The sequence below is a fragment of the Candidatus Uabimicrobium amorphum genome (assembly GCF_009002475.1).
Taxonomy (GTDB): Bacteria; Planctomycetota; Uabimicrobiia; order Uabimicrobiales; family Uabimicrobiaceae; genus Uabimicrobium; species Uabimicrobium amorphum.
This window is the reverse complement of record NZ_AP019860.1, coordinates 3393549-3406402: the sequence shown is the minus strand read 5'-3', so window position 1 is coordinate 3406402 and position 12854 is coordinate 3393549. Positions and strand designations below refer to the sequence as shown.

13 protein-coding genes are annotated in these 12854 nt (G+C 37.5%); 9 read left to right on the top strand and 4 right to left on the bottom strand.

Translation table 11 applies throughout. The features are described from left to right. Position 1 precedes the first annotated feature (1 nt). Positions 2-352 carry a hypothetical protein gene (locus tag UABAM_RS12165; RefSeq protein WP_151968277.1) on the top strand — a complete coding sequence of 117 codons (351 nt, stop codon included), beginning with the start codon at positions 2-4 and terminating at the stop codon, positions 350-352. Then, positions 345-1103: a hypothetical protein gene (locus UABAM_RS12160; protein WP_151968276.1), complete on the top strand. Its 759-nt coding sequence runs from the start codon at positions 345-347 to the stop codon at positions 1101-1103. Before UABAM_RS12165 ends, UABAM_RS12160 begins: the two co-directional genes overlap by 8 nt. 180 nt (positions 1104-1283) lie before the next feature. Here the strand turns inward: UABAM_RS12160 and UABAM_RS12155 are convergent, their stop codons facing one another. The 3 genes from UABAM_RS12155 to hemW form a co-directional block, all read right to left on the bottom strand. After that, positions 1284-2690, bottom strand: coding sequence for an ankyrin repeat domain-containing protein (locus UABAM_RS12155; protein WP_151968275.1), 1407 nt, complete (start codon positions 2688-2690; stop codon positions 1284-1286). A gap of 31 nt (positions 2691-2721) precedes the next feature. Beyond that, positions 2722-3396 (bottom strand): hypothetical protein, encoded by a 675-nt coding sequence (locus UABAM_RS12150; RefSeq protein ID WP_151968274.1) that lies wholly within the window; start codon positions 3394-3396, stop codon positions 2722-2724. An 84-nt stretch (positions 3397-3480) separates the two neighbouring features. After that, a complete protein-coding gene (hemW, locus tag UABAM_RS12145; protein WP_151968273.1) occupies positions 3481-4605 on the bottom strand; it encodes a radical SAM family heme chaperone HemW in 1125 nt (374 codons plus the stop codon). Positions 4606-4641: 36 nt separating this feature from the next. Between hemW and UABAM_RS12140 the strand changes: the two genes are divergently transcribed. The 6 genes from UABAM_RS12140 to UABAM_RS12115 all read left to right on the top strand — a co-directional run bounded on the left by UABAM_RS12140 (position 4642) and on the right by UABAM_RS12115 (position 9784). After that, complete coding sequence (locus UABAM_RS12140) at positions 4642-6570, top strand: hypothetical protein (protein ID WP_151968272.1); 1929 nt, start codon at positions 4642-4644, stop codon at positions 6568-6570. Further along, positions 6561-7325 (top strand): 3-deoxy-manno-octulosonate cytidylyltransferase, encoded by a 765-nt coding sequence (gene kdsB, locus UABAM_RS12135; protein WP_229759390.1) that lies wholly within the window; start codon positions 6561-6563, stop codon positions 7323-7325. The genes UABAM_RS12140 and kdsB overlap by 10 nt, the downstream gene beginning before the upstream one ends. Then, positions 7313-7792 (top strand): hypothetical protein, encoded by a 480-nt coding sequence (locus UABAM_RS12130; protein WP_151968271.1) that lies wholly within the window; start codon positions 7313-7315, stop codon positions 7790-7792. Before kdsB ends, UABAM_RS12130 begins: the two co-directional genes overlap by 13 nt. 542 nt (positions 7793-8334) lie before the next feature. Further along, positions 8335-8688 (top strand): 6-carboxytetrahydropterin synthase QueD, encoded by a 354-nt coding sequence (queD, locus tag UABAM_RS12125; protein WP_151968270.1) that lies wholly within the window; start codon positions 8335-8337, stop codon positions 8686-8688. Then, positions 8652-9227 (top strand): GTP cyclohydrolase I FolE, encoded by a 576-nt coding sequence (gene folE / locus UABAM_RS12120; RefSeq protein ID WP_151968269.1) that lies wholly within the window; start codon positions 8652-8654, stop codon positions 9225-9227. The genes queD and folE overlap by 37 nt, the downstream gene beginning before the upstream one ends. 158 nt (positions 9228-9385) lie before the next feature. Then, complete coding sequence (locus tag UABAM_RS12115; RefSeq protein ID WP_151968268.1) at positions 9386-9784, top strand: hypothetical protein; 399 nt, start codon at positions 9386-9388, stop codon at positions 9782-9784. Positions 9785-10214: 430 nt separating this feature from the next. On the opposite strand, the gene UABAM_RS12110 is transcribed toward UABAM_RS12115, so the two are convergent. Beyond that, on the bottom strand, positions 10215-11729 hold the full coding sequence (locus tag UABAM_RS12110) for a M3 family metallopeptidase (protein ID WP_151968267.1): 1515 nt from the start codon (positions 11727-11729) through the stop codon (positions 10215-10217). 178 nt (positions 11730-11907) lie between these two features. Here UABAM_RS12110 and UABAM_RS12105 point away from each other — a divergent pair, with 178 nt between their 5' ends. Continuing rightward, the gene (locus UABAM_RS12105) at positions 11908-12822 is read left to right on the top strand and encodes a hypothetical protein (protein ID WP_151968266.1); all 915 of its coding nucleotides are present in this window, start codon (positions 11908-11910) and stop codon (positions 12820-12822) included. The last annotated feature ends 32 nt before the right edge of the window (positions 12823-12854 follow it).

The window sequence follows — 12854 nt, the reverse complement described above, 5'->3', positions numbered from 1 at the left end:
CATGATACCTGAACAACAAGACTCTTTTTCATCACATAAACCAGAAGATATCGCTAAAATTTTAAACCAGCATTTGGAATTGGTTAAAAATTATGCAAACGAAATTGGATGGCTATTGGAGCAAAACGCCAATTTACGTAGTGAATACGTAACCTTTTTCAAAAAAGACTTAAAAGAAATTGAGGGGGCTTTACAGAATTTAGTGAGTGATGAAGAAAAAGGCAAAGAATTTTTAAATCAAATTATTTCCGATTTTCGCCGGGATTTGGAACGTTCGTATGAGTTGTTAAATTTTACATTTTTTTGGAAGTTGGCCAAGGCTTTAGACGCTGGTGAATACGACGATGAATAGTCCTTCAGATTCTCAAACAATTCAATTTTACCAAATTTTAAACACCTTTCTCAAAACAGTTGGGAAGAATCACTCTCATATTACTAATTTATTGCGCGAATTTAAAAATTTGCGCATAGAATATCTAGAGACACTACGTGACAACATTATCCCTGAGTTAGTAAAGTCAAGCCAAGTGAAAGAAAATCTTGGGCCACAGCAATTAGTGACACTTCTTGGGGGAATGAGTGCCTCTTTTCGCAGCGAACAAAAAAAGTCGTATCAATTTTTAGAAAATACGTTGTGCGAAGAGTTACTAACAAAAGTTCCACAGCAAGTGATGGAGCAAGGCTTTGAAGAGATCAATGAATTGCGTAGTGAATGTCGTTCGCTGATTAACGAGAACGAAGAATACAAAAAAAAACAACTTCATTTAGAAAAACGAGTGATGGAGTTAGAGCAAAAATGCAACGACTTAAGTGAGCAACTACAGAAGAGTGAATCTTCCCAGCAAGAAATGTCTGGACGTGTACACGAGTTAGAAGGTAAGGAAAAGGCGGTTCAAGACTATGAAGATATCTTGGGAAAAATTCGTAAAGAAATTGAAGGAAAGAGCGTTTACGATTTGTGGCGCTTAAAAATAATGTACAATCGCATTGCATCTCTGACGCGCAGCAATTGGACGCATCCTGGAACCCCAAAGCCAGATGTGTTTACTCCCAAGTCATTTCACGCCAAGAAGTTTCTCGACTCAATAAAACCTGATCACTAAACATAGTCATCCCTGCGAAAGTAAGTTTTTACAGGGATGAACTTTTCATCTTATTGATGACCACACCCAGTGTGTCATTCCTGCGAAAGCAGGAATCCACGATACAAAGTTGATTTGTAAACGCCTAGATCCCTAATCAATTTAGGGATGACATCCCGGACTTAGCTTAATTTGCTAAATTTACTTTTTCTTTAAATCTAAGAACATATACAACTGACCATCTTTATCTGCACAGACATAGTTGTTGAAATACTCATTTTTCGCGTCTTTGATTTCAATACTACCTTTCCAAGTGAAAGGATCATTTTTGACAGAGCGAGCGAAAATCTTGCCCCCTTTATCTTTTATTACCGCGGCAACTTCATTATAAACTTGTGCGCCTGTTACACCACCTCCAGGAAAAGGAGCATCTACTGTTTGAATAGTCGCAAGTTTTTTAAAATGAGTCTCTTTGTCAAAAAAATCGTTGGTCCAGCGATAGTATATAATCACCGATACATTGGTTTCGAAATCCCCTTGGCCCTTCACAATGTGAAAAACTTGTTTGGGTTTTTTGACTTTGGGAGCGACGCCCAAGATTTTTGAGATTTCGTCGTTTTTGGCAAGGTCTCCGACTTTTTTACCTTTGTATTTACCTTCGGTAATTTCCTCATTAACATCTGCGCCTTTTTCAACAAGAAGTTTAACGAGTTTTTTCTTTCCGCGTTTTACCGCACGATGAAAGAGTGACAAGCCTTTTTGCTTTTTGTGAAAATCTATGTGGTCGGCGAATACACATAAGATTTCGACTTGGTCTTTGTTTCCATACTCTACGAGCATTACCAAATAATCATCGATATCTTTGATGTCAGCTCCGAGAGAGAAAAGTTTTTTGGCCACATCTACACGCCCACGAAAGCAAGCATTTGAAAACGGTGTTTCGTTTCTTTTGTTCTTTAGTTTGTGATCAGCACCTTCTGCGATTAATTGATTGACCAAATCCAATAAACCACCGTTGGCAGCGTAGTGTAGGAGGGAACTACCATTGTTACTCAGGTGCTTTTTATTGGCCTTATTCGCTATTAATAGTTCTGCTACTTCCGCTTTTCCGTATCTTGCTGCGAGGAATAAAGGTGTATTGCCACTGTCATCTGTTGCATCTACTTCGTGTTTGGCGGTTAGCAACTTTTCTGCTAACCATTTCATCCCCGATTCACTTGCGGCATGGAGCAATGTGTAGCCATTTTCCATTGCTGTTGTTTTTGCTCCTTTGTCAAATAGCAAACGTGCAACTTCACCATTGCCTTCCATTGTGGCAAGTAACAAGGCAGTTTGTCCTTTATCATTATCCGCTTTTATACGAGCGTCGATATCCGCTCCTTTTTCTAAGAGCAGTGCCGCAATGTCTTTGTGCCCTTTTTTGGCTGCGATGTGCAGAGGAGTTATGCCTAATTGCCAGCCTTGTTTCTCTGCTTTTACATTTGCACCGCTAGCAATCAATTCTTGCACATCTTTTATATTTCCTTTACTAACCGCGTTAAAAAGTTTGTCATCATCAGCGTAGGTTAAGGTTAGTAGAAGACTTAAGATCATTATTACTTTTACCATTTCAACATCCTTTCATGTTGTATTTTTGATTTTACTTTTTGGTAAGCAGGTCCATAATCTTGTAAGCATCTTCTAAGATAATCATTAACTCTTCTGGTTTAATTCGCTTTCCTTTGTTTATCAAAAATAGATCGTTGTTACCTTCAAAAATAAAATTCTTGCCTTTGTAATCCAAAAATCCACGGCGTACGTTTTCATCGAAAGTTTCACGCACCGCTTTCTCATCGTCACCTTGTAACACAAATGCTTTGGAAAAAGCTGGATCTTCGACAAAATCAATATCTTGCCCACCAAAAACTTTTCCTAAAAAGTCAAAGAAAGCGATTTGCATACGCATGTAGCAGCTGGGAAGCCCCAATCCTTGTTTTTCAAAAATACAAATCGTATAGTGGTGTGTACTTTTATTTTTACCTGATCCTGTCGTATATTGGTAATCCATTACAGTAATTCCAATATCACCATTTTTTCCGGTCATGACGTTTTTAGCCTTGCGATTGCTTCCGGTGCTAAAGGTTTTAAAAAAATTGTATTTAAAAACATAAGAGTTGTCTTTGTCTGCAAAATCAAAACCAATGTCACTCGCGACTTGTTTCCAATTCCCGGTGCGTTGCTTTTCCCTTTTTATTCCATAAATGATAGCAACTGCTACGAGGAAAATGATGAAACCAACGAAAAGAAATGCAAACATTTCTGGATTAATAGCCATTTGTGTTCTCCTAGTTATCTTTTACCAATAAATCGATTATGTTGTATCTTAAGTTGTTTTGAATTAGGAGGTCCATCTACTCTCCTACTCGGCAAACAATTCTAAAGTGATATAGTCTGCAATCATTCTACCATGATGTGATAAAAACAGTGTATTATTTTCCATAATTAGTGTCTCATTGTGTATAAATTTTTGCGCTTTCTCCATTACATTTTCTTTGCCACTTTCTCCGCTCAATGTGGCTATTTTTTGCAAGTCTGTCCCCCACATAGTGCGCAGAGAGGTCATAATATATTCATTGACTTGTTGCGTAGGGGTTAAGAATTCTTTTTCACAAGGAATCTCTTTGTTCTCAATACCATGAACGTAACGTAAATTATTGGCAATATTCCATTGACGTACACGACCATCGAAGGAATGGGCCGCAGGTCCAATACCTAGATACTCTTTTCCTTGCCAATATGCGGTGTTGTGCTTTGAGAAATAAGGTGGACGACAAAAGTTGGAAATTTCGTAGTGCGCATAACCATGTTTTTGCATTGTTTTCATGAGTAGAGCAAACTGTTCCGCTCCTTGATCTTCGCTGACATTAGGAACTTTTTTTGTTTCAATCATGTATTTGAGAGCTGTTTTCTCCTCAACTGTTAGACAGTAACAGGATATGTGGGGAATTTCCGTTTCTATTGTATGAAGAATATTGCGCTCCCAATCTATATCTGTTACATTAGGAATTCCATAAATAAGGTCTATGGAAATATTGGAAAAACCAACCTCTCGCGATAGATGTATACACTGTAGTGCCTCCTCGCCACTATGTGCACGGTTTAAAAACTGCAAATCGGCGTCGCGAAATGATTGAATGCCAATACTCAGGCGATTAAAACCCAAATCGCGATATTCTGTGAGAACAGATTTATTTAAGTCGTTGGGATTTACTTCAATGGTAATTTCTTCTACATGTTGCATATCGTAATTACTGTGAATGGCAGCAAAAATATTGCGTAAATCGTTTATATGAAGTATGGACGGAGTTCCACCCCCAAAATAGATGGTTTGTGGTGGCTGGGACAAGTAATCACGCTGTAGTTGTAACTCCAGAATGATTGCTTTGACTACTTTTTCCTTGAGACGTAACGAGGTAGAGAAATGAAAATTGCAATAATGACACGCCTGTTTACAAAATGGTATATGTATATAAATACCTGACAACAATAGCCTCCTGTGCATTTACTATAGGTGAATAACGTGAAATATTTTCTCGGTGTAAACGTTTTTATTTTTTTACTGACATTGTGCAATATTAACGCGCAACAAAAAGCGTTTGTTTACATCAAATCTACACCAGAACTTCGGCAGCAAATCCAAGAGCAACTTGCAGATACTCTCGCTGAAAACTATACAATTTCACAAAATAAAAAATTGTTTTCGTTACTGAGCAAAAATTCGTTTTTGCAAAAAGAGAGCAGCAAAGAAGTTCGCCAATCCATATTCGCCAAAGGTGTTGCATTTATTCTTCTCGTTAAGTGCGAACAAATACCAAATGGCTATCGATTCTATAGTCGTATGATTCAGAAGGATCGAGATGTGGTGTTGCGTATAACACCTCGAACTTCACAACAGCTCTTTACACAATTTAACAACTATTTACGTGAAACCACAACGATAAAAAATACACCTCCTGTTGTTGCTCCTGAAAGTTCTTCCAAAACTTGGACGACCAAGATCATACACCACACTGTGATCGGGCTTACATGCCTTGCCATCAGCAGCATATTTATCTATTCTATATTTTTGCTGTTTTCCAAAGGAAAAATTATTTTTACATTGTGTGTATTGCAGCTCCTTTTGTTCCAAGTTCTTTTTGTACAAATATACTACTGGCTTGGGCAACATCACTTTGAGCACGGTGCTAGTGATCCTTATTGGTATCAGTGGATACTGTTTATGGTATTTCACGTGTTTCGTGCGATCGATATTATTGATTTTCTAGAAGAGTTCAACATTGGTATATATTTTCTGAAACATCGAACGATTCTGTGCGGCAGTACGATTGTGATTATGCGTTTGATGATCGATGCTTTTGTTATTGCTCTTACTGTAAAGTTTTTGGAAACGAGAATGCAAAAAATTTACAGTAGCATTGATGCTTTTAAGCGTCGTTGGAAAAATCAGTTGTTACCTGTTTCACTGATGATGGCTATTGTATTTCTAGGAATTTATAGCTACTGTGCCGTTTCGGAAAAGTGGTTTGTTATCGATGCTTTGTTGTTGTGGCCTGTAGACAACTTTTTACGCGTCATTGATATTGGCGACTGTTTTCAAACATTTGATTGGACGTTGCATTTTGTTTTTGACAGCACATTGCACAGCAGTATGGAGGTTGTGTTTCGTTTCGCCACAGGGGTTCTTATTGCGAAATGGGTTGATCGGTTGACAACAACATATTTTCGCGGTATGGGCTTAACTCTTGATGAGATACTCGACAATCTGGAGCACAAAGATTTAAATGTGGTAAAGATCATGTTGAAAAAACTGCGAAAAATAGGACCGGAAGTAAAAGAAAAAGCCGTACCGCGATTTTTGAAGATTGTTACTATATATCAGTTAGACTTTAAAATACACAAAACTTTGAGAAAAGAGTATATCTTTTTCGATGAAGATGTTCCTGTTGCTGCACAAAACAACCTAGATTTTACTTTGGTAAAAACGCTTCAGGCAATAGATAAAAACGGTGAAGAGTTATGTAAATATTTTGCGGCGAGTGATACGCGCGAGAGCGCGAGTAAACTATTGTCTACACTTGGTCCACAGTGCATACCCTACGTGATGCGTTTTTTAGAAAACACAAACCCTAATATACGCGAAGAAGCTCTCAATTGCTTGAATAATATGACAAGTCCTGCGGGGAAATGGTGTCATACTTTGGAATATTTAAATGAACTTCCCATTGTATTGCGTATGCTTCATAGTTTTGATATAGAAATAAAGATCGTAGCCATCGAGATTATCAAAAATTCAAAAATAACATCATCTATCGCCGGTAATGCCATTCCTATTATACGCAAAATGCATAAAGAGGAAGAAAGCCGTGAAATGAAGAAATTGTGTCAAGAAGTCATTGATATCTACAAAGGAATTTGTTTCGATGACAATGGAAACTATATTTGTTACTAAGGAGATCAAAAATTAAAGCATCTGTTGTGATACCTGCGCGTCTTGCGTCGACAAGACTGCCGGAAAAAGCTTTACTAAAAGAGACCGGTAAATTTTTAGTACAACATGTTTACGAACAAGCTATTCAAGCGCAGAAAATAGATAAGGTAATTGTCGCTACCGATTCAGAAAAAATAGTAGAAGCGGTACAGTCTTTTTCGGGAGAAGTTCAGTTAACCAGTGAATTGCACCAGAGTGGTACCGACCGTATTGCCGAAGTGGCACAAAACGAATCTGCGGATATTTTTGTAAACGTTCAGGGAGATGAACCGGAAATATCTCCACAGGCAATTGACGCTGTTGTTTCTTTACTTTTGGAAAATCCTCAGGCAGATATTGCCACCCTAGCTTATCCCATCTCTCCAGCGAAAGCACAAGACCCTAATCTTGTTAAAGTGGTACGTGATACGAAAAAATTCGCTTTGTACTTTTCGCGTGCCCCCATTCCTTTTATGCGTGATCAGGAAACAACGGTTCGGGAAGACATCTACTTGGGGCATGTGGGTATATACGCCTATCGGAAAAATTTTCTAAAAGTGTATAGTTCTTTGCGACCATCGTTTCTCGAAAGATTGGAAAAACTAGAACAATTGCGTGCTTTAGAAAATAATTTTAAGATTATCGTTGGGGAAACAACGGAAAGTACGAGAGGCATAGATACAAAAGAAGATTATCAAAACTTTGTAGAAAGATTCCAGCAAAAATGCACAAATTAGATACGATTATTCGTCATGAAAAAGAATCGAAAAAAAAATGTACGATATATCCACTAAAATACCGCGAAGATTTACGCTTTATCAATGCAAATTTTATCGATAACTATGATTATGAAGGTTACGTGTTATTGCATGTTGATGGAGAGCCTTTGTCTGTCAATGACAAGGACAAGCCGTTGCTTCTAGTTGATGCGTCTTGGCGATGGGCTGACAGAATTTTTACAAGTGAGAAAATAAATAGTTTACCACGTAGATCCATTTGTGGGTTTGTGACCGCTTACCCAAGAAAAAGTAACTTCTATGATGACCCCGATACTGGTTTGGCAAGCGTAGAGGCTTTGTATATCGCTTCTTTGATGCGCGGCAAGGAGGACTTGTCATTGTTAGATCATTACTATTGGAAGCAGGAATTCTTGGAGAAAAATGTCGAAGTGATTCGCATGCATCGCGAAAGAGTGGTGGAATAAATATTACAGTTGTCCACATATCGTTACAAAATGTAACATCGTTTTGTGTGCCCAAAATGTCTTATTTTGTAAGCTATTATAAAAAAAAAGCTCTATTACCCTTTAAAAATAAAGATTAGTAAAAAAAAATTTTTTTTGATGTGCTTTTGGCATGGTATTCGCATAAGTAATAAGGCAGAGTTTAGAGTTTATTTCACTTGGTTAATCAATTCTTCCATTTCTACAAAGATTAGAATAAAAATTGATTAGGGCATAGGGGAAATCTACTACAATTTTGTAGTAGAGTCAGAGTGCCTGTGAAGCATGGGCAAAAGTTTCACTCCATTTATATTACGACATAAAGCGAAAATAAAAGCGCTACAAATTTTTGCTCATGCTTATGATACAGGTTTTATAGGACGTGTCATCAATCAACTTACAAAAGTTGATTGATAACACGTCTTTTTTTTTGCGTACCTAATTTTCTCGATTTTTCTCTGGACTATATCACAATAAAAATTTACAAAGTACATAATAAATTTTAGATATAGATAAGGGACATCATGGAAATATACAAAGAGTTTACCTTTGAAGCCGCACATCGTCTACCCAATGTCCCCGAAGGGCATAAATGTGGACGTTTACATGGTCATTCATTTAAAGTAACTATTTATGTGTCAGGCGAAGTAGATAGCACCACAGGATGGATTATGGATTTTGCGGATATTAAGGCCGCATTTAAGCCACTTTATGATCGTTTAGATCATTATTACCTAAATGATATCGAAGGTTTGGAAAATCCGACAAGCGAAGTGATTGCGATGTGGATTTGGGATCGACTAGATCTTCCTGGCTTGTCAAAAATAATGGTCAATGAAACATGTACCAGCGGCTGCGTTTACACAGGAAAAAAATAGTGGAAAAGATATTTACAGATTTGATCGAACAGATAGGAGAAGATCCGGAACGCGAAGGTTTGGTGAAGACTCCACAACGCGCCGCAAAAGCATTTCGTTTTTTAACTCAAGGCTATGAGCAAGATATATATGAAATTACCAATGACGCTATTTTTACAAGTGATGCCAACGATATGGTAGTGGTAAAAAATATCGAACTATATTCTTTATGCGAGCATCATTTGTTGCCCTTTATCGGCACATGCCATGTGGGGTACTTACCCAACGGCAAAGTGATCGGTCTGTCGAAAATTGCGCGTATAGTTGACATGTTTGCGCGTAGACTACAAATCCAAGAAAATCTAACACGGCAAATCGCCAATGCGATGATGGAAATTCTTCAGCCCTTGGGGGTAGGGGTTGTTGTTGAATCAAAACATTTATGTATGATGATGCGCGGAGTGGAAAAACAAAATTCGTTGATGAAAACATCGTGCATGCTAGGAAATTTCCGCAACCAACCACAAACACGCTCCGAGTTCTTGCATTTGATTTCTTAGGAACTTTTGATTGTTTGCGTTGCCATCGCTGTTAAGGTCGGTTTTTTATTTAGGGTACTCTCGAAAAAAACAACCCTGTGCTCAAGTTCGAAAAACAAGTTGTGTGTTGTTGGGGAAGGTTCAGAGGATACTCAAGACAAACGTAAGAGGTCGTAATAGTGAAAAAGATTGCGTTCTACACATTTACGATAACAGTGACATTGTATATTTGCTTACATGTTCTATTTTTAATGGCTAAAGCTAACATAGCTAACGTTTTTTCTCCTTTAGAAAGTAAGCCTGTAGAAGTAACAATCTACGATTTTAGTTATAGAAACGTTAAGTTTTCTGTAAGTCACGGTGTTACTTTTGTCTTCAATTGTAAAGGGAATAGATTCTACGAAGGAAAATTAGCCCAAACCAGCAAAAATAGAGTAATGTCTTGGAACTTATGGGGCGAAATAAAGTATTATTTCAAAATTAAAAACAAATTCGTCCCCGCCGAAGATTTAGATTTGCTAAATTCTAAAATCGAAGCATACAAAGCTCGTTGCAAGGAAAGAGGGGGAAACTATTGATGAAAATATTCTACCTAACAATTATTACCTCAACAATCGCATTGCTATTCATTGTAGGTGTTTATTGCGATGCTAAAAGCGACTGTGTAGATTTTCTAAACAAGAGTTCACTTCGGCCGGATTTGACTTTAAATTCAATAGAATTTTCCATAAAAGAAATACTAATATTCAAATTTAATACACTTCACAAAGAAATACCTGTTATACCTTGGAGCTTACGTAGTTGGGGTATAAACCCACAATTCGAATATCACTTTATATGGGTTGCACCAAGAACACTCAAGAAAAGTGAATAACAAATAATTTAACAAATTTATAACGTATTCAAACTAGCCAAGCTCTAGTTTCATCGGGGCGGAGCCCCGATTGTAACCAAGGCGGAGCTTAGTAAATACGTGTAGGAAAAGATGTCACTGATTTGAGGGCTCGATTACACGTACGGTTGTAAGCGATCGGTGTGTAAGAATTTTTTCAGTACTTCATCTGCGGAATACAATCCTCCATGTTGCCAAATTTCACGCCACATTTTTCCCGTGTGTGGGGTCATGATGCTTGAATGCTCTTTTTTGAGTTTAGAGGAAACTGTATTGACCAACATCCCTGCCAAAAAGTAAGACGAAACGTAAAAGGGCTGATTGTAGAATAGAATGTATTCTGCGTCGTGTCCGGTAAATGGAAAATCTGCTTTTAGGAAACTATATTCGCGATTTATGTGCTTGCGAATTTCTTGGATGTTTTGTCCCTTTTGTTCTAGGCATTGTTTCTCAAAAAAGTACGTTTGTGGCATGCGGTAGATCCAGCTTATGAAAGAATATTTACCGAATTTTTCGTACTCACTCAGTAAACTCTTATCTTTTATGTACTCGCTTGCCCAATCAACATCGTGTACCGTTTGTTCGGAGAAGATGGCGCTGGCTTCTGTGACGACGATATTCGGATCTTGGAAGAATTTATCTTTCTGGTCGGTGAGTTTATAAAATAAGGCATGTCCGTATTCATGTAACAGAGTTTTCTGCGAGCGTATTGTGTCATCGGGAAGAACACAGATACGTACGTCGTTGGGAATGTCAGGCGCAACACAAAAGGCAAAACTCGGAGATTTATGTGGACGCTTTTCGACGTCGATTTCGACGTCAAGGTTTTGCGTGTCGATACCCATTTTTTTCCAAATGTCATGCATAATCTCAAGAGGTTTGTCTAAAGGGAGCATCTTTTTGAATTTGTTTTCCATGTGGAATTCGAGATACTTTGTGTCCCAAGGAGCTATCTCACCGCTAAAAAGCTTATTTTCTTCCGCATATTCTTGCAACCATGTAATGCATTCTTGGCGATAGTTATCTATATCGCGAATAAAATGACTCATTTCTCTTTCAAGCTCGTCTTGTGAGATAGAAGATGTTTTCAGAGCTAAATTCAAAAAATCTACGTCTTTTTCTGCGGCGACTTCCGCTAAAATTTTGTAATAGTTGCTGAGTTCTTCATTGCATACGTCGGTAATTTCTAAGCGATTTCTGTAAACATCTTCGCGTTTTTGACGATCGCTGTCAAAGTGCAGAATCTCTCTTATTTCAAGTGAGCTAAGATCTTTGCCTTTGTAATTAGGGGTAAAAGATCCATAAATTTTTTGCAGTTTTTCGCCTATTTCAATGATCTCTGGATGCCTTTTGACTCTTTCGTAGCAAAACATCGTATGTAAGCGCTCTATTTTCTTACGGAATAGCGCATCGTTGATTTGTGGGTTGTGGTATTCCGTTTGTATCACGTCAAAATATTGTTCCTCAAAGGCAATTTTCGCCGACTCTTTTTCTAAACTGGCAAGATCTCCTGGCTGTCCGAGACAGTACATGTCCCAGAAAGTTTTCATCGATTTTTGCGCCAATGTATGTTGTTGATGACAGATTTCATCAACGGTTTTTTGAATTTGCTCTTGGTTATATTTTGACATGGTGATTCCTTTTTTAGAAAAAAATTTTAAAATAGCGGCCTGGGGAACATAATTGCATCAGTGACGTTTATAAACTTTATTTTCACATGACTATGTTGTAAATTATAAAGGTAACAAAATATTTCATATATTTTATAGTAAATGACTATTTTGCTCAATTATAACTTAGGAGGTTACCATGAGAATAACAAATTTTATTACGCTACTTGTAACCATTCTTATCGCCAGTACATCATTATATGCTGTTGGTAAAAGTGACATGCGTAAAGACTGGGTAAAAGAAAAGAAACAGGCACGAAAAGCTTTCAAAAAAGCTTACCAAGAGTTTATAGAGGATATGCCAAAGAAAAAGGCAAAAAAATTACTGGAAAAGCTCGGATTAGAAGAGGGTAAGGAAGAGTTAGAGGACTATGTTAAGTTTGATAAAGGTTTTGGTCCAGCATTAGACGCGCTTGTGGCTTACCATGAAATAGAAGTGGAAATTCCTGAAATAGAAGAGATCATCAAAGATGACGAACTTTGGGAACTCGGTAGAGAAGTTGCGGAAAGTATTTATGAAGAACATTCATGGAAGTACCAAACGCGTGACTACAAAAGTATGGATATGGCCACACTTTATAGTACCTATATAAATGGAAGTACCCAAATAAATATTTCTGGCGATATACGTAAACGATGGAATAACGCCGCAAAAGTGCAATTTGATGCAAAACTCTACAATGAACAAACACAAGATACCTTAAAAAAGCTTCGCGATGATACTGCGAAGGAAAAGTATGTGTGGAATTCTCTTTGCGCTCAAATTCGCAACTCCGAAAAATTTGAAGAGCATTTTAAAACCAAAAAAGCGAAAAAACTCGGTTTAGATTACAAGGTGGTTAAGAAAGCACGTAAACTAGCCTTGAAAAGATGTAAAGGGTATCGTAACGATCTCAAGAGTATGACAGATGCAATGTTCTCCGCGATCAATAACGAAAAAGATAAAGAGCTAAAGAAAGAATTGCAAAAAGAGTCGAAAAAATTGAAAAAAGAACTAGAAGACCTACAAGAAATCTTAGCCAAATTCTCCAAAAAGATTAAGAAAAAGTACTAGAATCCTGGCGAAAAGCCAAAAGTATAGGAATA